The organism is Azospirillum sp. B506, from assembly GCF_000333595.1.
In the GTDB taxonomy this organism is placed as follows: domain Bacteria; phylum Pseudomonadota; class Alphaproteobacteria; order Azospirillales; family Azospirillaceae; genus Azospirillum.
In genome coordinates, this window is the sequence record NZ_BADK01000748.1 from 1 (window position 1) to 19490 (window position 19490).

At 67.7% G+C, this 19490-nt stretch carries 19 protein-coding genes and 2 pseudogenes; 1 reads left to right on the forward strand and 20 read right to left on the reverse strand.

Annotation, left to right across the window (positions count from 1 at the left end; all coding sequences use genetic code 11):
• From kdpC to tcuA, 13 genes and pseudogenes are all read right to left on the reverse strand, one after another.
• A pseudogene (kdpC, locus tag I71_RS23170) lies at positions 1-477 on the reverse strand (potassium-transporting ATPase subunit KdpC); the annotation flags it as partial.
• 10 nt (positions 478-487) lie between these two features.
• Positions 488-2596: a potassium-transporting ATPase subunit KdpB gene (kdpB, locus tag I71_RS23175; RefSeq protein WP_042698946.1), complete on the reverse strand. Its 2109-nt coding sequence runs from the start codon at positions 2594-2596 to the stop codon at positions 488-490.
• A gap of 14 nt (positions 2597-2610) precedes the next feature.
• Positions 2611-4320, reverse strand: a complete 1710-nt coding sequence (gene kdpA, locus I71_RS23180; RefSeq protein WP_042698949.1) for a potassium-transporting ATPase subunit KdpA — start codon at positions 4318-4320, stop codon at positions 2611-2613.
• Between the two features lie 13 nt (positions 4321-4333).
• Positions 4334-4423, reverse strand: a complete 90-nt coding sequence (locus tag I71_RS23185; protein ID WP_042698952.1) for a K(+)-transporting ATPase subunit F — start codon at positions 4421-4423, stop codon at positions 4334-4336.
• Positions 4424-4436: 13 nt separating this feature from the next.
• A complete protein-coding gene (locus I71_RS40665) occupies positions 4437-4562 on the reverse strand; it encodes a hypothetical protein (protein ID WP_280109910.1) in 126 nt (41 codons plus the stop codon).
• Positions 4563-4945: 383 nt separating this feature from the next.
• On the reverse strand, positions 4946-5155 hold the full coding sequence (locus tag I71_RS23190) for a hypothetical protein (protein ID WP_042698955.1): 210 nt from the start codon (positions 5153-5155) through the stop codon (positions 4946-4948).
• A 108-nt stretch (positions 5156-5263) separates the two neighbouring features.
• The gene (locus I71_RS35165) at positions 5264-5758 is read right to left on the reverse strand and encodes a hypothetical protein (RefSeq protein WP_211098426.1); all 495 of its coding nucleotides are present in this window, start codon (positions 5756-5758) and stop codon (positions 5264-5266) included.
• Positions 5749-6330, reverse strand: coding sequence for a RimK-like ATPgrasp N-terminal domain-containing protein (locus tag I71_RS35170; RefSeq protein WP_148294337.1), 582 nt, complete (start codon positions 6328-6330; stop codon positions 5749-5751). The genes I71_RS35165 and I71_RS35170 overlap by 10 nt, the downstream gene beginning before the upstream one ends.
• Before the next feature lie 341 nt (positions 6331-6671).
• A complete protein-coding gene (dapA, locus tag I71_RS23200; RefSeq protein ID WP_042698958.1) occupies positions 6672-7586 on the reverse strand; it encodes a 4-hydroxy-tetrahydrodipicolinate synthase in 915 nt (304 codons plus the stop codon).
• A 15-nt stretch (positions 7587-7601) separates the two neighbouring features.
• Positions 7602-8105: a hypothetical protein gene (locus tag I71_RS23205; RefSeq protein WP_148294338.1), complete on the reverse strand. Its 504-nt coding sequence runs from the start codon at positions 8103-8105 to the stop codon at positions 7602-7604.
• A gap of 726 nt (positions 8106-8831) precedes the next feature.
• Positions 8832-10154: an MFS transporter gene (locus tag I71_RS23210; RefSeq protein ID WP_042698966.1), complete on the reverse strand. Its 1323-nt coding sequence runs from the start codon at positions 10152-10154 to the stop codon at positions 8832-8834.
• 32 nt (positions 10155-10186) lie between these two features.
• Entirely contained in the window at positions 10187-11416 is a 1230-nt protein-coding gene (tcuB, locus tag I71_RS23215) for a tricarballylate utilization 4Fe-4S protein TcuB (protein WP_083897343.1), read from the reverse strand.
• Complete coding sequence (gene tcuA / locus I71_RS23220; RefSeq protein ID WP_199902243.1) at positions 11403-12800, reverse strand: FAD-dependent tricarballylate dehydrogenase TcuA; 1398 nt, start codon at positions 12798-12800, stop codon at positions 11403-11405. The genes tcuB and tcuA overlap by 14 nt, the downstream gene beginning before the upstream one ends.
• A gap of 235 nt (positions 12801-13035) precedes the next feature.
• On the opposite strand from tcuA, the gene I71_RS23225 reads away from it, so the two are divergent.
• A complete protein-coding gene (locus tag I71_RS23225) occupies positions 13036-13707 on the forward strand; it encodes a GntR family transcriptional regulator (protein ID WP_244434003.1) in 672 nt (223 codons plus the stop codon).
• 48 nt (positions 13708-13755) lie between these two features.
• Here I71_RS23225 and I71_RS41095 read toward each other — a convergent pair.
• The 7 genes and pseudogenes from I71_RS41095 to I71_RS23255 all read right to left on the reverse strand — a co-directional run.
• Positions 13756-13968, reverse strand: a pseudogene (locus I71_RS41095) (transposase); the annotation flags it as partial.
• 459 nt (positions 13969-14427) lie between these two features.
• Entirely contained in the window at positions 14428-16155 is a 1728-nt protein-coding gene (locus I71_RS40055; RefSeq protein ID WP_049976278.1) for a methyl-accepting chemotaxis protein, read from the reverse strand.
• Positions 16152-16673 carry a DoxX family protein gene (locus I71_RS23235; RefSeq protein WP_083897344.1) on the reverse strand — a complete coding sequence of 174 codons (522 nt, stop codon included), beginning with the start codon at positions 16671-16673 and terminating at the stop codon, positions 16152-16154. The genes I71_RS40055 and I71_RS23235 overlap by 4 nt, the downstream gene beginning before the upstream one ends.
• On the reverse strand, positions 16670-17527 hold the full coding sequence (locus I71_RS35175; RefSeq protein ID WP_049976279.1) for a DNA-binding domain-containing protein: 858 nt from the start codon (positions 17525-17527) through the stop codon (positions 16670-16672). The genes I71_RS23235 and I71_RS35175 overlap by 4 nt, the downstream gene beginning before the upstream one ends.
• Positions 17517-18422, reverse strand: a complete 906-nt coding sequence (locus tag I71_RS23245; protein WP_042698971.1) for a DUF692 domain-containing protein — start codon at positions 18420-18422, stop codon at positions 17517-17519. The genes I71_RS35175 and I71_RS23245 overlap by 11 nt, the downstream gene beginning before the upstream one ends.
• A 4-nt stretch (positions 18423-18426) precedes the next feature.
• Positions 18427-18717 (reverse strand): DUF2282 domain-containing protein, encoded by a 291-nt coding sequence (locus I71_RS23250; RefSeq protein WP_042699051.1) that lies wholly within the window; start codon positions 18715-18717, stop codon positions 18427-18429.
• A gap of 36 nt (positions 18718-18753) precedes the next feature.
• Entirely contained in the window at positions 18754-19419 is a 666-nt protein-coding gene (locus I71_RS23255; RefSeq protein WP_042698975.1) for a peroxiredoxin-like family protein, read from the reverse strand.
• Positions 19420-19490 lie beyond the last annotated feature (71 nt).

The window sequence follows — 19490 nt, forward strand, 5'->3', positions numbered from 1 at the left end:
CAGGCCGCGGCCCTGGCGACGCGCGGCACTGGAAATCGGCGGCGGCCGGCGACAGTCGGGGTTCGAGCCCGCTGCCCGAGGTGGTCACCAGCTCCACCGGAACCGGAACATTGGGATTCTCGGCCTTCAGCTTTTCGGCGTCGGCCTGGACCCGGTCGACCAGCGCCTTGCTGGTCGGGCCGAGGTTGGATCCATCGAGTTCGCCGCGTTGTAGGGAGCGGGCACGGTCTTGGCCGGATCGGCCGGGTCGGCGGCGGTGGTGGCCGACGGACGCGGGTGGAAATAGCGCTCGCCGGCGAAATCCTGCCCGATCAGCGCGGAGCCGACGATGGTCCCGCTCCGCTCGATCAGGCTGCCGTTGGCCTGATGCGGAAACAGGATTTGCGCGGCACCGGTGACGGCCAGCGGGTAGGCGAGTCCGGTGATCGCCGTCAGTGCGACGGTCATCACCAGGGCGGGACGCAGGTCCTTCAGCATGACAGGCTCCTCAAACCAGGCCGGCGGCGGTGACGATCAGGTCGATCGCCTTGATGCCGACGAAGGGCACAACCAGCCCGCCCAGCCCATAGATCAGCAGGTTGCGGCGGAGCAGAGAGGCGGCTCCCACCGCGCGGTAGCGCACGCCGCGCAGAGCCAGCGGGATCAACGCCACGATGATCAGCGCGTTGAAGATGATCGCAGACAGGATGGCGCTTTCCGGACTGTGCAGCCCCATCACGTTCAGCGCCTGGAGCTGCGGGTAGAAGGCGAGGAACATCGCCGGGATGATGGCGAAATACTTCGCCACGTCGTTGGCGATGGAGAAGGTGGTGAGCGCGCCGCGGGTCATCAGCAGCTGCTTGCCGATCTCGACGATCTCGATCAGCTTGGTCGGGTCGCTGTCGAGGTCGACCATGTTGCCGGCCTCGCGCGCCGCCACCGTGCCGGTGTTCATCGCCACCCCGACGTCGGCCTGGGCCAGGGCCGGCGCGTCGTTGGTGCCGTCGCCGCACATGGCGACCAGCTTGCCCTTGGCCTGCTCGTCGCGGATCAGCTGGAGCTTGGCCTCCGGTGTGGCCTGGGCGAGGAAATCGTCCACACCGGCCTCGGCGGCGATGGCGGCGGCGGTCATCGGGTTGTCGCCGGTGATCATCACCGTGCGGATGCCCATCTGGCGCAGAGCGGCGAAGCGTTCGCGGATGCCGCCCTTGACGATGTCCTTCAGGTGGATGATGCCGAGCAGCCGGCCGTCGCGCGCCACCGCCAGCGGCGTGCCACCAGCCTTGGCCACCCGTTCGGATATCGCGAGGATCTCGCGCTCCGCCGGGCTGGCCGCCGGATGCAGGGCGGTCACGCCCCGCCCGCCGGCCACCGCGACGCGCTGCGCCCCGCTGACATGGGCCAGCACCGCGTCCACAGCACCCTTGCGGATCACCGTGCCGTCGGTGTCGATGCCGCTGATGCGGGTCTGTGCGGTGAAGGGGACGAAATGGGCGTGCATCTCCTCCATCCTGCGGGCGCGGATGCCGTACTCCTCCTTGGCGAGCACGACGATGGAGCGGCCTTCCGGCGTCTCGTCGGCCAGCGAAGCGAGCTGGGCGGCGTCGGCCAGTTCCTCCTCGCCGACACCGGCGACCGGCAGGAACTCGGCGGCCTGACGGTTGCCCAGCGTGATGGTGCCGGTCTTGTCGAGCAGCAGCGTGTCGACGTCGCCGGCCGCCTCCACCGCCCGGCCCGACATAGCCAGCACGTTGAAGCGCACCAGACGGTCCATGCCGGCGATGCCGATGGCCGACAAGAGCGCGCCGATGGTGGTCGGGATCAGCGTGACGAACAGCGCCACCAGCACCAGCACGCCGACCGAGCCGCCGGCATAGGCGGCGAAGCTGGGGATCGTCGCCACCGCGATGACGAAGACGATGGTCAGTCCGGCCAGCAGGATGTTCAGCGCGATCTCGTTGGGGGTCTTCTGGCGCTGGGCGCCCTCCACCAGCGCGATCATGCGGTCGAGGAAGGTCGAGCCGGGAGCGGCGGTGATCCGCACCTTGATCTGGTCGGACAGCACCTGGGTGCCGCCGGTGACCGCCGAGCGGTCGCCGCCGCTCTCGCGGATGACGGGGGCGGATTCGCCGGTGATGGCGGCCTCGTTGACCGAGGCGACGCCCTCCACCACCTCGCCGTCGGACGGGATGATGTCGCCGGCCTCGACCAGCACGAGGTCGCCGGGCTTCAGCGCAGTGGCGGGCACCGTGCGGATGGTGCCGTTCTCAAGCTTTTTGGCGCTGGTCTCGGTGCGGGTCTTGCGCAGGCTGGCGGCCTGGGCCTTGCCGCGCCCCTCCGCCACCGCCTCGGCGAAGTTGGCGAAGATCAGCGTGAACCACAGCCAGACGACGATCTGGACCGCGAAGCCGCTCACCCCGGCACCGGTCACCGCATCGCGCAGGACCAGCAGGGTGGTGAGCGCCGCCACCACCTCGACGCAGAACATCACCGGGTTGCGGATCATCTGGCGCGGGTCGAGCTTGGCGATCGAGCCGCCGACGGCCGGCACCAGGATGGCGGTGTCCAGCAGGGTGCTGGCCGACGACCGGCCGGACCGTTTGCTTTTGGCGTTCATGGGAGCGTTCCCGATCAGAAGAGGGTGCCGGCGGTCATCGCCAGATGCTCGACCACCGGGCCGAGGGCGAGAGCCGGGAAGAAGGTGAGGCCGCCGACGATCAGGATGACGCCGACCAGCAGCCCGACGAACAGCCCGTCATGGGTGGGGAAGGTGCCGGCCGAGACCGGGGCGCGGGCCTTGGCCGCCAGCGAGCCGGCGATCGCCATCATCGGCACGATGACCAGGAAGCGGCCGACCAGCATGGCGACGGCCAGCGTGACGTTGTACCAGGGCGTGTTGCCGGTCAGCCCGCCGAAGGCGCTGCCATTGTTGGCGGCCCCCGAGACATAGGCGTAGAGCGCCTCGGAGAAGCCGTGCGGCCCGGCATTGGCCATCGACGCGGTGCCGGTGTCCAGCACCACCGCGACGGCGGTGAAGCCCAGCATCATCAGAGGCAGGCAGAGGATGGCGAGCATGGTCATCTTGACCTCCTTCGCCTCCAGCTTCTTGCCGAGATATTCCGGCGTGCGGCCGACCATCAGGCCGGCGACGAACAGCGCGACGATGGCGAACAGCAGCATGCCGTAGAGGCCGGCGCCGACGCCGCCGACGATGATCTCGCCCAGCATCATGTTGATCATCGGCACCATGCCGCCCAGCGGCATGAAGCTGTCGTGCATGGCGTTGACCGCGCCGCAGGAGGCGGCGGTGGTGACGGTGGCGAACAGCGCCGTCGCGGCGATGCCGAAGCGGGTCTCCTTGCCCTCCATGTTGCCGGCCAGCCCATCGACGCCGAAGGCGGTGAAGGCCGGGTTGCCCTGGGCCTCGGCCCAATAGGCGACGCAGACCCCGGCGACGAAGAGCAGCCCCATGGCGGCGAGGATCGCCCAGCCCTGGCGCTCGTCGCCGACCATCCGGCCGAACAGGTTTGTCAGCCCGGCGCCCAGCGCGAAGATCGACAGCATCTGGACGAAGTTGGTCAGCGCGTTGGGATTCTCGAAGGGATGGGCGGAGTTGGCGTTGAAGAAGCCGCCGCCGTTGGTGCCCAACATCTTGATCGCCTCCTGCGAGGCGACGGGGCCAAGGGAGATGGTCTGCCTGGCTCCCTCCAGCGTGGTGGCGTCGACGGCGCCCGCCAGCGTCTGCGGCACGCCCTGCCAGACCAGGAACAGCGCATAGACGATGCACAGCGGCAGCAGGACGTAGAGGGTGCAGCGGGTCAGGTCGACCCAGAAATTGCCGACCGTGCGGGCCGACGCGCGGGAGAAGCCACGGACCAGAGCCACCGCCAGCGCGACACCGGTGGCGGCTGAAACGTAGTTGTGGAAGGTCAGCCCGGCCATCTGGACCAGATGACCCATGGTGGTCTCGCCGCCGTAATTCTGCCAGTTGGTGTTGGTGGTGAAGCTGGCGGCGGTGTTGAAGGCGAGGTCGGCCGGCACCGCCGCCATGCCCAGCGGATTCAGCGGCAGGACATCCTGCAGCCGCTGCATTGCATAGAGCAGCAGCATGCCGGCGGCGCTGAACAGCAGCATCGACACGGCGTAGGTCACCCAATGCTGCTCGGTCCGCTCGTCGACGCCGGCCAGCCGGTAGAGCCCGCGCTCGACGGGGCCGAGGATGGGGGAGAGCAGCGTGCGCTCGCCGGTGAAGACGCGCGTCATGAAGCCACCCAGCGGCCGCGTCACCGCGGCGACCAGGGCGAGGAAGACCAGGATCTGGATCCAGCCGTTGACGGTCATGGGACGGGCCTCCTCAGAACCGCTCGGGACGGATCAGGGCATAGACCAGATAGGCCAGCAGCCCAGCGGTCACGAGGCCGGCCAAGGCGTAGTCGAGGGTCATGGCGCAGCCCCCCTCACAGCCGGTCGCAGGCATGGACATAGGCGACCGACGCGGCGAAGAAGCCGACGGTGAGCGCCAGGAACAGAAGGTCGAGCATGGTTCGCGTCTCCGGGATTGCGCGTCCTCTTGCCCCGATCATCGTGCCGGCTGGGCGCCAGCCGAACAACCTGGGTCAAGCGGAACAGGGCCGGACCCTCCCCTCGCCATCATGACGGCGGAAGAGGTCCGACCCTGCGAGGGTGCACCGGGGCCGCGTATAAATTCGATGGTGCCAGCGGTGCCGAAAAATATAAAACCCATATATGCCGCCGCCTGCCGCTCAGCCCGGCGGGCGATGCACCGACCGGCGGTTTTGGCGGTTGCGTCGCCGCCGTGCCATCCTCACGCGGTGGCCGAAATAAGCGCACGTCAACAGAAGCAGGATTGCCGCCAAGGCGTCGTCGACGATCATGGAACACATCAAAATTGCCCCGTTAGTCGGGAGCATCGCCTCTGCCATGCTCAAGGGCGTCATCGCCGGAGTCAGGCACCGACCCAGACGACCAGCGCTTGCAGCGCCAATGCGATCAGCAGGAAGACGGCGATGGTGAACGCCGCCTCGCCCAGCACCGCGCGGGCAGAAGGAAACGCCTCATGTGAGCTGCCGGACGGTGTCTGCGGATGGTCGATCTCCCTCCCCACCGGGGGCAGTCCGGTTCGATCGAGCAGCGCGTGAAGCGATTTTCCCCGCATGATAGCCTCGCGATCCAGAGGCCGGCCGGTTGCCGGTATTGTCACGAGAAGAAGGCTGTCCCGCATATAAATGCGATGGGGGACGGAAGGTCCGAAAATATACGAGCCCTATACGTCATCGGCCGGAAGGCGGCAGGTCATGCCGAAACTGACAGATGCCTCCCCCGCCCCGAACTGGAGGGGTGCCAGGAGGGAGGCGCGAAGCTGCGCCTTGCCGTACCGCGCCATACGGTCGAAGTCCCGGCGCGGGATCGGCAGGAACATGCGGTCGATGCCGGAAACCGCCAGCCGGTGGGTGGCGACGTCCTCCGCCAAGCCCGGAACCCGGGCGAAGTGCTGGAAAAGTTCCTTCAGCGTCCGTCCGGCCAAGACCAGCGTTCCCGGAGTGGGGATGTTATGGCGGCGCCGCAGTTCGGCAAGAAACACCTTGTTCCCGCAATGCAGGGTGGAGGATGGATCGTCGATGACCGGCAGGCCCAAAGCCTCGGCCGCCGCAGCAAATCGGAACGAGGGATGGCGGACGCCGGTGGTCTCGCGGATGAACAGCGCGTCGAACCGGGCCAAGCGGTCCAGGTCGCGGTGACGAATCAAGTCTACATCCATCCCCATCCCGTCGCCGACCTGACGGAAGCGTTCGAGCGTACCGAGTGTCGATGGGGCAACGGCTCATCGGGATCGTGCAGCACGGCCAGGCGTGGCCTCGCAGCGTCCGATCGGTTGGGCCCGACCACCGCCGTCGTGACCGGCCAGCCGTCGATGGCATTGCGGAACAATTCGGCGACAGCGGCGGCGGTGGTCTTGCCGGTCATCGGCCTGACGCCTTTCACCCGCCGGGCTTTCGAATCGAAATCGATGGTCGGCAGCGGACAGGGAAAACAGCTCGAACGCCAGGGGCGCCAGACGCTGCGCGCACGCGAGCGGCGCAGATCGAGACCGAACGTCCCCTCATCCAGAAGATCCGTCAGCGCCCGAGTGAGGCGGACGAGTGCCGGTCCGTGAAGGCTGCGGCAATTCAGGCTCGCCAGGGTCGCCACGCTGGGCAGAACGCTGTGTCCACGCGCCTCGGCAAGCAGGGAGCAGAATAAGATAGGCTCCGCTGCGGCACAGGTTGACGACCCGGCTGCCCGGCGGCACGACCCTCGCGTCGGTCGCGTAGTCGTCCATGGTGACGACACGGTGGCCGTCGATCATCGGCCAAGGACACCCTCGTAGGCGGTCGACCACATTGGTCGCAGTGTGCATCTCGTTGTCTCCTCCGCTCAGGCTCCTTGGCGTTCAGCCCAGGTCGGGTCGTCCGAACGGCGCCTGCGCGCTTTCGCCGGCCTCAGGAAAGACCGGTTGGGCGTATAAAAGCGATGGGGCGCGGAGAGGCATTCGCTGTCCCCCCAGCCATGCTTCGAGCGCGTCATGCCAAAGCGTGCCACAGGGGGATGACAGCCCATCATCCGGCTGCCCGTGGTCCGTTCGGCTCAATGGCTGCGCAACCGAACCCATAGCCGTCGATCCCATGCGCGCCTCAAAGGTCTGCGAGACCGAGGCGGGCCAATGCATGGACGATGGCACCGCGGGTTTCCCGGCTGGCCTCGCACAACGGCGGACGGACGGCCTCCGGCATCACTCCCATGACGGCCAGGGCGTGCTTCACCGGCACGGGGTTGCTTTCGATGAACAAGGCGCTGGTCAGCGGCGTGGTCGTCAGGGCTATGGCCTGCGCCTCCGCCGGATCGCCGTTCTGGAAAGCGGCGTGCATCCGCACGCACAGGGCGGGAACGACGTTCGATGTCACCGACACGCATCCGTCGCCGCCCTGCGCCAGGAAGCCGGGCACGGTCGCATCGTCCCCGGTGAACAACCGGAACTTGTTGCCGAGCAGACGCCGGAGGGCCGCCGGCCGCGTCATGTCGCCGCTCGCGTCCTTGAGGCCGACGATGCCGGGAAGGTCGGCGAGACGGGCGATGGTCGGAATGGAAAGCCCACAGCCGGTGCGTGCCGGAACGTCATAGAGGATCGTGGGGATGTCCACTGCTGCCGCGACGGCCTGGAAATGCCGGAACAGTCCTTCCTGGGACGGCCGGTTGTAGTAGGGCACGACCACCAGCAGCCCGTCGGCGCCGGCCCGCTGCGCCTGCCGCGCCAGTTCGACGGAGTGGGCAGTCACGTTCGATCCCGCACCGGCGATGATCGGCACCCGTCCGGCCGCCGCCTCGACCGCCAGGCGCACGAGGCGCTCATGTTCGCGGGCGGACAGGGCGGGCGCCTCCCCGGTCGTGCCGCAAACCACCAGTCCGGAAATTCCTTGTGCCACCTGATGGTCGCAGAAGGAGGAAAAAGCGGCTTCGTCGATCCCGCCATCCGCGGTGAACGGCGTCGGCACGGCGGTCAGATAGCCGCTCAGCTTGCGGATCTCCGTCGATCGCTCGTCGCAAATCATAAGGTTCCCCTCCGCTCACGCGGTTGCCGACAGAGGGATGGACATGACCGGCGGACGGTGCGCGCTCAACAGATAGCCGGATGCGCCGTCCGAAACCTGGGTCAAAGGAAGAAATCCGCAGTCCATGAACTGCCGGCGCACCTCTGCGACACGCGGCGTCTCCATGTCGGACGGATCCGGGTGTCGGGCGAGAACGACCACCATGGCACCAGGCCTCAGGATACGGCCAAGGCCGCTCATCATCCGCTTCAGTGCCCCCATCGACTCATGATGCAGCAGCCAGACGACATCGAAGTCGTCATGAACCGGCAACCGGTGCCCCGTTTCGTGACAGACATGGTGGAAACCACGCCGGTAGAGATCCAGCAGCACCTCGGCCTTGCACAGTCCGACGATCAGGATGCGATCCTCCGGCTGCGCTTTCGATTGCCGGATCAGCCGCTCGGTGAAGGTGGCGCTCGGCGATCGGCCTTTCCTGGTCGCCAATGGGGCCTGCAGAAGGTGCGACACTGAAGACATGACGGTTTCTCCGTTGTGAAGACCGCCACGAGAATTGTCCACCCTCGCATATAAATTCCATGTCGCCCGTTATGATGGCGAGCAGCCATACCCGCTTGAAACGGTGATAATCGCTTTCAGCAGGCGGGTGCAGGATACCAATCGAAGACGACCGTACTGGCAAGGAAGCGTAAGCGTGATGCGGTAAGCTATGGCGCGAAGAGGACGAATTGAAACAGCGTTCGGCTCAAGTCCACGAGCGGGACGAAAGAGAGAGAGTGACATCGGCAGAGATTGCGATCAAAATCTTCCTCTGGTCGCTGTATCATGGTCTTTCATGGTCTTATGAGAGAAAGCGACGATTAGGAAAGGCCGAAGCAAGATACTGGTGGTATCTTGCAAGGTCTTGACACGAGATTGCTGGAAAGAACCCGACCGCAACAGCAAAATGGTTTTTCCGCACCCTGCTAAAGCCGGAGACGTTCCGCTTCCTGGGGGTCGCCCACATCAGCGGAACCTCTCGACGCGGCACCTTCCAAGGGGGCGTGGTTGCGCGCCGTGTTGATGGGCTACTTCGTCTATCGCGTGGTGCCCACCAACTTCGCCACCCTGGCCGCCTTTCGCCGGCAGGTCATCCGGCTCTGGTGGCGGGCGCTCCGCCACCGCAATCAGCATGACCGGACCGCCTGGCAGCGCGTGCGGGCCCGTGCGGGGCGGGCGGGCGGCAATGAGCGTCCCTACCGCGATTTACTTCCCGACGGCGGCAGGAACGGCGTCAGCCGCGACGGACGCTTGCTGCTTGTCCGCTTTGGTCACGCGGCGAACAGCAATGGCGGCTGTAAGGCTGATTGCGGCAGCCAAGCTCAGCCACAGCCCCGGCGACGCCCGGTTTCCGGTCATTTCGATGAGGTAGGTGCAGACCGCCGGCGTGAAACCACCGAAGATCGCCGTCGCCAGGCTGAACGCTAAAGAGAAGCCTGCGGTGCGGACTTCAGCCGGCATCATCTCCGCCAGCAACGGGATCATCGCGCCGTTATAGATACCGAAGAAGAACGAAAACCAGAGCTCCACCATCAGCAGCTTGCCAAAGGTGGGCTCCGCCACCAGCCAGGACATGGCCGGATAGGCAGTGACCAGGGCCAGCGTCGGAATCAGCAGCAGCAACGGCCGCCGGCCGATGCGGTCGGACAGCGCACCGCCGATCGGCAGCCAGAGGAAGTTCGAGAAGCCGACGCAAAGCGTCACCAGCAGATTGTCCTGAACCGCCAAATGAAGTGCCTGCCGGCCGAAGGTCGGCGTGTAGGCGGTGATCAGGTAGAAAGTGGTGGTCGTCATGATCGACAGCATCATGCCGACCACCACCAGACGCCAATTGGCGGCGATGATGCTCAGCACCTCACGGCCGCTCGGCCGGTGCTTGCGATGCTGGAACTCCTCCGTCTCCTGCAAGGACCGGCGCAGAAACAGGATGAGCGGAATGATCAGGCATCCGATCAGCAGCGGAACGCGCCACCCCCACCGCGTCATCTCTTCCGGCGGCAGCAGCATGGTCAGGGCGACGCCGATCAACGCGGCGAACATCACGGCCACCTGCTGGCTGGCCGATTGCCAGGAGCAGTAGAAGCCCCGGTTGCCAGGGGTGGAGATCTCCGACAGATAGATCGAGACGCCCCCCAGCTCGACGCCGGCCGACAGTCCCTGCAACAGGCGGCCGATCACCACCAGCAACGGCGCCACCGGCCCCAGGACGGCGTAACCCGGAGTCAGGGCGATGGTCAGGGTGCCGACAGCCATCAGGGCAAGCGTCAGGATCAGCCCGGCGCGCCGCCCCTTCCGGTCAATGTACGACCCAAGGAGGAGTGCGCCCAGCGGACGCATCAGATAGCCGGCCCCAAAGGTCGCCAGCGACAGCATCAGCGACGCGAACTCGCTTTCGGCCGGAAAGAAGGTCTTGCCGATGTAGCTGGCGTAATATCCATAAACCATGAAGTCGTACATCTCGAGGAAGTTGCCGCTCGAGACACGGAATACGGCGCCGATCTTGGCGCGGCGTTGTTCGGCAGTCAGCACTGCGTTTCTCCCATGCTGTATTTGTTGGACAGTCAGTCGCCGGCGGCCGGATTCGGCGTGCTCCGGCCGAGCGGCTGCGTGTTTTCCTCCGCGCTCCGCGCGCGGGCCAACCGGACGATATCAATGGGCGGCTCGGCAGCGGCCGGCACGGCCACCGGGGCCGGGGTCGGGGCCGGTTCCCTTTCCAGCGCATAGCGCAGCAGCGCCGCGGCGCGGTACACGCCGTGGACGAACTTGCTGTAGGGCATCAGCAGGAACAGCGACAGCACGAAGCCGAGATGGACGGCAAGGGCGATCCCCATGGCGCCTGTCGAACGCAGCGCCAGAAGGAGCAGGCCGGAGACCGCCGTCAGGGCCAGCAGCGCCAGGAACGCCACCTCGGTACCCATCAGACGCTTGGCGGTCGGCACCTGATCGCCGGTCAGCTTCAGCCACAGCATCCCTGCCGTGCCGACCGCAATGCCGAGGCCTCCGAACGTTCCGAGCAGCACGGGCAGGCTGAACAGGCCGTAGGGAGCCTCCCAGCCGAACAGGACATGGTACAGCGTCGCCACACCCGTGGACGCGAAGCAGGCGAAAAAGCCGTAGAACAGCGCATGGTGGAAGCGCCGCCGCGCCGTCGAGAATGTTTCGTCGCGGTCGTTGCAGCCGTGCTGCCCGCCGAGGTGGCGGAGCGTCAGCACGTCGGACAGCGCCTGCCGCAGTGGACGGCCCCGCGTCAGCTCCGCCGCCCGTCCGCCGGTATCCCGCCAGAAATTGGCGAACCCCATGCCGAGGGCGAACAGGACGAACAGGAACGTGACGCTCCCCAGTGCCACCATGACGGAATGCGGAACGACAGCGTAAAACGCGCCGGGGCCGGTATGCGTGCCATACAGCAGGTCGGGGGCTTGCAGCAGCATCGCACCGAGCAGCACGCCGGCCAGCGCGAGCGCGGTGACGATGGAAACGACAAGGCCATTGCGGCGCAGCAACCGGGCCATCGGCCGCGGCCACGCATATTCCTCGTAGGTCTCGACGCGCAGCTCGGCGAAGCTTTTCGGCAGGTTGATGCCGAACTCGTGCGGCGGCGCGTACTGGCAGGCGTGATAGCAGCCCCGGCAGTTGTGGCAAAGATTAGCGAGGTAGCTCAGGTCGCCGTTGGAGAACGCCCGCCTCTTCTCCATCGCCGGGAACACCGCGCAGAACCCTTCGCAATAGCGGCAGGCGTTGCAGATCTCCAGCGCCCGGCGGGCGTCTTCCAAAGCCTCAGTGGTACGCATAGGTCGCCGCCTCCTTTCCGGCGATCCGGCCGAACACCGTGCCGATCGCCATGCCGAATCCCGCGAGATATCCGCGTCCGAGAATGTTGCCGGCCATGATCTCGCCGGCGGCGAAGAGGTTCTTCGCCGGTCTCCCGTCCTGCATCAGCACCCGCGCCCGTTCGTCGATCTTCACGCCGAGATAGGTGAAGGTGATGCCCGGCCGCAGCGGGTAGGCGTAGAACGGGGCGATGTCGATCGGACGCGCCCAATGCGTCTTGGGCGGCGTGATGCCGTCGGTCCGGCAATCGTCGAGCGTCGTGGTGTCGAACGTGCCGGACCGGACCGCCGCGTTGTACTCGTTCACCGTGCGCTCCAGCGCCGCCGGATCGAGGGTCAGCTTGCCCGCCAGTTCCTCGATGCTGCCCGCCTTGACCGGCGGGAACACCGACGGCATGAACAGTTCCACCGCCTTGGAATCGATGATCGAATAGGCGATCTGGCCGGGCTGCTGGGCAACCAGCCGTCCCCAGATGGCGTAGCGCTTCGGCCAGAAATCCTCGCCCTCGTCGTAGAAGCGTTGGGCATTGCGGTTCACCACGATGCTGAAAGGCACGCAGTCCAGGCGGGTGACGATGCCGCCGTCGAACTTCGGCGAGCGCGCGTCGATGGCGACCGCATGGCATTGCGTGGGATCGCCTGCCTGCTGGACGCCCTGCGCCAGCAGGGAGTCCAGGATCCGGCCCTTCGCATAGGGCGTGCCGCGGATGATAAAATTGTCCGCCGCCTCGCCCCAATAGCGCTTCAACCAGCCAATGTTGGCCTGGAAGCCGCCGGACGAGGCGACCACCGCCTTGGCGCGGACCGTCGCGGGGAAGCCGCGGCAGGTGACCGTCGCCGAGCGGACGACGCCGTCGGCAAGCTCCAGTGCGGTCACCTCGCTGTCGTACAGGACATCGACGCCAAGCCGCTCGGCGGTGACGTAGTAGGCGTTCACCAGCGCCTTGCCGCCGCCGAGGAAGAAGGCGTTGGTACGCGACAGGCTCAGCGTGCCGCTCAGCGACGGCTGGAAGCGCACGCCGCACTCCTCCATCCACGGCAGCACCTCGGCGGTCGCCCGGATGGTCATGCGCGCCAGCGTCTCGTCGGTGTTGCCGCCGGTGACGCGCAGCAGATCCTCCCAGTACTCGTCCTCCCGATAGGCTTCGGTGAGCACCGAGGTGGGGGCCGTGTGCATGGCCCGCAGGTTGCGCGTGTGCCGACTGTTGCCGCCGCGGAACTCCCGCGGCGCATGCTCCAGCACGAGCACGCTCGCACCCGCCCTCCGTGCCGAGATCGCCGCGCACAGCGCCGCATTGCCGCCCCCGATCACCAGCACGTCATAGGTTTTCGTCAAATCTGCCATGGACCCTCTTTCGCCTTTCGTCGCCGACCGTATACCTGTGTATACACAAATCTCGTATATGCTTGTATTCCGATGTATTTGCAGAGTCAATCGTCCGGGGGCACGCAGCGCTTTCCATCGCCTTGCGGCGAAAATCGTCTATTCTCGCCGTCCGTATTACAGGCAGGAGCATTCAGCGTTGGCACGCGCATCCAAATCGCAGGGATCAGGCCCACAGGACGCTTCCTTGCAAGAGGTGACGGCCAAGGCGCCGCTCAGCGTCATCGCCTACCGCAAGATCCGCGAGGCGATCCGCAAGGGACGCTATTCCCCCGGTGACCGTGTTCTTGAGGATGAGATATCGCGCCAGCTGGAGATGAGCCGGACCCCAGTCCGTGAAGCCCTGCACCGGCTAGAGGCCGAGGGGCTTCTGGTGTACGAGGCACGGTTGGGAATGGTCGTCGCGCGCCTCGACTACCAGATGATCATGGAGTTGTACTCGATGCGCGACGTGCTGGAGGGGACGGCCGCGGCGATGGCCGCCCGCCACGCCTCGGACGCGGAGATCGCCAACCTGGAGCACCTGTTGTCGCTTGAGGACCGCTTCGCCGACGATGCCGCCGGCATGGCCGAGCACAACCGCCGCTTCCACGAAGCGATTTACCGCTCCGCACACAACCGCTATCTCCTGAAGACGCTGAACGCGCTTCAGGATCCGTTGTCGCTGCTCAGCAAGACCACGTTCAGCCTGACCGAACGCCGTACCGCCGCCCACCCCGAACATGTTGCCATCGTCGAGGCGATACGGGCACGGGACCCAGAGCGGGCGGAACGCGCCGCCCGCGCGCATATCCAAGCCGCCCAGCAGGCCCGCCTGTGCATTATGGCCGAGGATGCGGCCTGGAATGTGGAAGCCCAAACCGATTGACGCCTGCGCCAAGGGCTGGCCGGTCCACCACGCGTCCAGGCGGACGATGTTGAGGGCAACGGCGCCCAGGATGTGCTGCAGGTGGGCCTTGGCCAATCCGATGTACCGACATCTCCTCAGTCCGCGGAGTTGCAGCGCCTGGGCCAGCGTTCCCTCGATCCTGGCCCGTACCGCGTAGCGACGGCGCCATTCCTCTGTTTCCTGCTGGCGGCGCGCGTCCTGGCGTGCTGCCCGACCGGCTGCTGCGGGAGAAGGGCGCAAGCATGCCGATCGCCGCGTGACGGATCGGGCCGACGGGACTGCCCAAGAGCATCAGCCTCGGTTTGCGCGCCGCCGAGACCGAGACCGACTACCTCAGGGGCTTCATCGAGATTGCGGAGCGCGTCATTCCCTAACCGCAGGCAAGGCATCCGCGCCCTTCTCAAGCAGCGCGCGAAGCGCCATCACCTCGTCGGCCATCATGGTCATCCTCGGTCGAGGTCGTGTTGTGGTGACCAGACTGTACCGAAGAACCACGACGACCGCCCCGCCGTGGACCACCAGACCGCCTACGACAGCCAGATCAGGGCACTGCGGTGGGCCGGTTCCCCACAGCTCCTTAGGTGTCGTGCGGTTCCATATTCAGACCTGGGCGGCTGGCGACGACAACCGCCCAGGTTGGCCGGCCCCGCCACACCGTGGGGCACGACCGCCTTCTCCTTTCCTCGGAGCCTCTGGACATCACGCGCGCAGCGCCTGGAAGAAGCTGTGCGCTGCCCCCTTCAGCCGCCTGGTCTCGCTCCCAAGCGATTGGGCGGAGGAAAACATGCTTTCCGCAACCATTCCAGCCTGCTCGGCGGCCTGCGCAACCTCGGAAATCGCGGCGCTGACCGCGCCGGCCGCACCGGCGGTCTCCTGGATGTTGCGGGCGATCTCGCGCGTCGCCTCGTCCTGCTGGGTGACGGCGTCGGCGATCTCCTGCGCCATGCGGCAGACCTGCTCCAGGCTGCCGCCGATGCCCTGGATGGCACCGACCGCGCCGTCGGTGGCGCTGCGGATCGTTGCGATCTGCCGGGTGATGTCCTCGGTCGCCCGCGCGGTCTGGTTGGCGAGGTTCTTCACCTCCTGCGCCACCACGGCGAAACCCTTGCCGGCCTCACCGGCGCGGGCGGCCTCGATGGTGGCGTTGAGCGCCAGCAGGTTGGTCTGGCTGGCGATGGCGTTGATCAGCCCGACCACCTCGCCGATGTGCTGCACCGCCTCGGCCAGACTGGCAACGGTGGCGGAGGAGCGGTCGGCCTGTTCGACCGCCGCCGTGGTCATGGCGACCGAGCCCTGCACCCGCTGGCCGATCCCGGCGATGGAGGCCGACAGCTCCTCGGTGGCGGCGGCGACCGCCTGGACGGTTCCGGCGGTGCGGGCGGCGGCGGCCGAGACCTCCTGCGTGCTGCCGATGGTCCGGCTGGAGGAGGAGGCGAGATCCTGCCCGGTGCGGTGAAGCGTGCCGGCCCGTCCGGCCAATGCCGTGGCCAGCGTGCCGATCTCCGCCTCGAAGGAGCGGAGGTTGCGTTCCAGCGTCTCCTGCCGCCGTCGGGCCTCTTCGGCTTCGGTGCGTTCGCGATCCCCGGCGGCGCGCAGCCGGACCAGCCCGTCGCGGAACACCTCGACGGTGCCGGCCATGGCGCCGATCTCGTCGCGGCGACCGACCAGCGGCACGGCGCTGTCCAGATCGCCGCTGGCCAGCCGCTGCATATGGGCGGCCAGCCGGGCCAGCGGGCGGACGATGCGGCGATGGGTGAACCACAGGAACAGGCCGGCGATGGCGACCAGCAACACCAGCGCCACGCTGCCACCGGTCAGCACCGTGCCGGTCAGGCTGGCGATGCCCTGGCGGTTGGCCTCGCCGAGAGCGGCGCGCGCCCGCGTCAGCTCGCCGTTCAGCGTCCGCATCGCCGCCACCGCCGGCGCGGTGTCGAGGGCGGCGGTGCGGGCCAGCCGGTCGAGCGGGGTGTGCGCCGCCACCGCGGCTTCCGCCTCCGTCAGTTTGGCGTCCAGCTGCGCCATCGCCGCGGCGATGCTGTCGAGCGCCGTGCCTTCGGCGGCGCTCAGCTCGCCGGCATAGCGGTAGACCTCCAGGTTGGCGGCGGCGGATTTCAGGCTCTGACGCATGTCCGCGGCGCGGGCCGGATCGCCGGTCAGCAGATAGTCGCCGAAGCGGTGGATCACCCCGCCGAACCCCAGCGCCCCGCGCAGGTCGGACAGGGCGTCGGCCTTGGCCGCGGCCCCCAGGTCGTAGGCATTCCAGCGCTCGTCGACCTGCCGGATGCCCTGCACGGTGACGAGGCTGACCGCCAGCACCAGCGCCAGCACGGCGACCAGCCCGGACGACAGCAGCCAGCCGAGTCGGGCGATCTGCCGGTGGGCGGAGAGGGGAAGACCGTTCTGGAAACTGTTCTGGGCGGCGCTCATTGACGGTCTCCCATCCGGCGGCGGCTGGCGTGAAGAAGCCAATGGTCGACCGACAGCCGTCCGCCACCGCGAAGGATCAGGCCGGTGAGCAGCAGCATCCAGAAATAATGCTGCGGATTGCTGAAGGCCGGGTCCGCGGCGCCCAGCACGAACTGGATCACCAGCGCCATCGCCAGCAGCGGCAGCGCCGCCAGCCGCGTCGCCAGACCCAGCACCAGCAGGACCGGCATGGTCAGCTCGGTGGCGGCGGCCAGCAGAGCGGCGACATCCGCCGGCAGCAGCGGCACCCGGTATTCCTCCTGGAACAGGAAAAGGGTGGCCGGCCAGTCGCCGATCTTCTGCAGGCCGGAGCGGAAGAAGATCGGCGCCATCGTCAGCCGGACGGCAAGGTCGAACAGAGGGACCGCAGACCGGTCGAGCCATCCGGCGACCTGGTCGCGCAGATCCGACAGCAGGGCCAGCCGGGCAGGGTGCTGCGTCCAAGGCTGCGTCCGGGGGCTTGCAGGCGATGACGTCATGGGTCGTTCCCTTCGCGTCCGGTGAGGGAGGGGGGCCGGTCCAACGCAAAGCCGGCCAGCAACCGGTTCTGCAACAGCAGAGCCAGCAGGGATTGGAGGTCGGCCCCGGCGACGGTCTCGGCTCCTGCGGTCTCGTCCCCTGCGATCAGGGACCCGACGGCCTCGTCCAGGGTGGCGCCGGACAGAAGCGTGGCGGCGAGCGCGCCGTCGGCCGCAGTCAGCCGGATGCAGCGCACCTCGCCTCCGACGGTGCCGTCGCCTCCATCGTCCGGGCTGCGGCCGATCAGGACCGCTTCCGGCAGCGGCGCCGGCACCGTGTCGCCATCCTTCCACAGCGCATGGATGGTCCAACCGGACCGCACCAGCCGCAGCGATGGGTGCGGGGCCAGCCGCAGGGAACCCGCCTGTTCCAGTGGGATGGCGGCGAGCCGGGCGAGGTCGAGCGGTTCGGCGTCGGCGGCGAACAGCGCCTCGTGCATCGCCCAATCGAGCCGGGCGAGGTCGGGGGCCCAAGGTGGGATTTCGATGGTCAGTTCAGAGGCGGCCAGATCAGCGGCGGCCAGCCAGTCGGCGAAGCCGGCGCCGTAGCTCCACAGCATCGGCAGGCGGGGCGGGGCCTCCGCCGCGAAGCGGCAGGCGAGCATCGTGAAGCGCTGCCCGCCCAGGACGCGGTGCAGGGTGGGGTGGGCATGGCCGAGGACGGTGGCCAGCGACCCCATCACCGTGTTGCGGTAGACCGTCAGCCGTCCGGCCGGCAAATCCGGGCGCAAGGCTCCGGCGACCGCCGGATCGCCGCGCAGCAGATAGGCGGCGAAGCCGCTCTGGAGTTTCGCAAGTTTCGCGTCAGCCGGCACAATGGACCTCCGGGATCTTGGCCGGCATTTCGGCTTGCCGCATCCGGGCATCGAGCAGCCGCTGCGCCTTGCCGGCTTCGGCCAGCAGGCCGTCGAGCGGCGGCAGGTCGTTGTCCCATTCGATCAGCACCGGGCGTGGGCCGATGCGGTCCAGCACATCGGCATAGAGCGCCATCACAGCGTCGCCGACCACGCTGCCATGGTCGTCGATCAGCAGTTCCTCGCCACCGACGGTCATGCGGGCGTGACCGGCCAGATGCAGTTCGCCGACCGCGTCGGCCGGGATGGCATCGAGCCACGCCGCCGGATCGAAGCCGAGATTGATCGACGAGACGTAGAGGTTGTTGACGTCCAGCAGCAGGCCGCAGCCGGTGCGGGCCGCCAGTTCCGCCAGGAATTCGGCTTCGGGAATCGTGCTGTCGGCGAAGGCGAGGCAGGCGGCCGGGTTCTCGACCAGGATGCGCCGGCCGAAAGCGTCCTGGGCGTGGTCGATGTTGCGACGGACCCGGACGAGGCTGTCCTCGGTATAGGGCAGCGGCAGCAGATCGTTGAGGTAGATGGCGTCCGTGACGCTCCAGGACAGATGTTCGGAGATCAGCCCCGGATCCAGCCTGTCGTAGAGGGCGCGCAGCCGCATCAGATGGTCGGGGTCGAGACCGTCGGCGCTGCCCAGCGACAGGCCGACACCGTGGCAGCTGACCGGCCGGTCACGGCGGACCCGCAGGATGCCGGCCAGACGCGGCCCGCCTGGAACCAGGTAGTTTTCCGGATGGATCTCGACCCAGGGGATCGGGGAGCCGGCCGCGACGAACGCCTCCCGATGCGGCTCGCGCAGGCCGATGCCGGTGGCGACCGGCACCAGCCGGGGGAGGGGGGAGCACGCCGCCGCGGCCATCGCGTCACCCCTTCTTCTTCGGGTTGGCGCCGTCGAACGGCTTCAGCGATCCCATCTCTTCGGCGCAGCCGCCGGCCTTGACCAGCTTCCAGTCGCCGCCGTCATAGGTCAGGTTGCTGTTGCCGGCGCAGGAATGCAGGCCCTTGGCATGGGCACAGCCATTTTCGCCCGGCTTGGAGATGCCATAGCATTTCTCCATGTTGGACTGCGCGGCGGCCGGGCCGGCCATCAGGGCCAGGGCACCGGCCAGGGCGCCGGCGATGGGGAGCAGGGCCAGGGTCTTGGTGGCGGTCATGGTCATGGTCCTCTCTTTCGGGATGGTTGACGCCGGTCAGGGCGCCGGTACGCGGTCGTGCAGCAGGTCGACGAGCGCCTGCGGCTCCGGGCGTTGGGTGAAGTCGGCGTCGATGGCGGCGAAGCGCACGACGCCGCTGGGCGACAGCAGGTAGGTTGCCGGGATCGGCAGCTGCCAGGGTTCTCCCGGTGGACGGCCCTGGCGGGCGTTGAGGTCGAGGCCGCGGTCGCGGTAGAGATCGCGCAGCTCGTCCGGCACGCGGTAGACGAGGCCGTAGCTGCGCGCCACCATCGCCCCCCGGTCGGACAGGATGTCGAAATCCAGCGCGTTGCGCTCCGCCAGCGTCAGGCTGTGGTCGGGCAGTTCAGGCGACACCGCCACCAGCCGGGCGCCACCGGCGGTCAGTTGCGGCAGCGCCAGCTGCATGGCCCTGAGCTGGGCGCAACAATAAGGACACCAATCGCCGCGATAGAACAGCAGGACGACCGATCCCCGTTCCAGTGTCTCGTAAAGGGAGACCGTGCGGCCGAGCTGGTTCGGCAGGGCGAAGTCGGGAGCCTGAAGCCCCGGGCGCAGCGCCCCCAACTCGACCCCCCGCGCCTTCAGGTCGGCGATGACCCGGTCCATCATCGCCATCACCCCCGGTGGCATGGTCTTGCCGGCCTGCGCCCGGATGTTGCGGAGTTGGCGCTGAAGACGCATCGGGCAATTCCCTGTCGGCGTGTCCGGTGCCCTGATCCTGTCAAAAGCCGGATTTGCGAAACATAGGGGGG

Excerpts from the sequence above, each read along its gene's own strand:
- kdpA (WP_042698949.1), bottom strand. The coding sequence starts at position 4,320 with ATGACCGTCAACGGCTGGATCCAGATCCTGGTCTTCCTCGCCCTGGTC.
- dapA (WP_042698958.1), bottom strand. The coding sequence starts at position 7,586 with ATGATTTGCGACGAGCGATCGACGGAGATCCGCAAGCTGAGCGGCTAT.
- kdpB (WP_042698946.1), bottom strand. The coding sequence starts at position 2,596 with ATGAACGCCAAAAGCAAACGGTCCGGCCGGTCGTCGGCCAGCACCCTG.
- I71_RS40055 (WP_049976278.1), bottom strand. The coding sequence starts at position 16,155 with ATGAGCGCCGCCCAGAACAGTTTCCAGAACGGTCTTCCCCTCTCCGCC.
- tcuB (WP_083897343.1), bottom strand. The coding sequence starts at position 11,416 with ATGCGTACCACTGAGGCTTTGGAAGACGCCCGCCGGGCGCTGGAGATC.
- I71_RS40665 (WP_280109910.1), bottom strand. The coding sequence starts at position 4,562 with ATGATCGGGGCAAGAGGACGCGCAATCCCGGAGACGCGAACCATGCTC.
- I71_RS23250 (WP_042699051.1), bottom strand. The coding sequence starts at position 18,717 with ATGACCGCCACCAAGACCCTGGCCCTGCTCCCCATCGCCGGCGCCCTG.
- I71_RS23255 (WP_042698975.1), bottom strand. The coding sequence starts at position 19,419 with ATGCGTCTTCAGCGCCAACTCCGCAACATCCGGGCGCAGGCCGGCAAG.
- I71_RS23190 (WP_042698955.1), bottom strand. The coding sequence starts at position 5,155 with ATGCGGGGAAAATCGCTTCACGCGCTGCTCGATCGAACCGGACTGCCC.
- I71_RS23245 (WP_042698971.1), bottom strand. The coding sequence starts at position 18,422 with ATGGCCGCGGCGGCGTGCTCCCCCCTCCCCCGGCTGGTGCCGGTCGCC.
- I71_RS35165 (WP_211098426.1), bottom strand. The coding sequence starts at position 5,758 with ATGGATGTAGACTTGATTCGTCACCGCGACCTGGACCGCTTGGCCCGG.
- tcuA (WP_199902243.1), bottom strand. The coding sequence starts at position 12,800 with ATGGCAGATTTGACGAAAACCTATGACGTGCTGGTGATCGGGGGCGGC.
- I71_RS23235 (WP_083897344.1), bottom strand. The coding sequence starts at position 16,673 with ATGACGTCATCGCCTGCAAGCCCCCGGACGCAGCCTTGGACGCAGCAC.
- I71_RS23185 (WP_042698952.1), bottom strand. The coding sequence starts at position 4,423 with ATGACCCTCGACTACGCCTTGGCCGGCCTCGTGACCGCTGGGCTGCTG.
- I71_RS23205 (WP_148294338.1), bottom strand. The coding sequence starts at position 8,105 with ATGTCTTCAGTGTCGCACCTTCTGCAGGCCCCATTGGCGACCAGGAAA.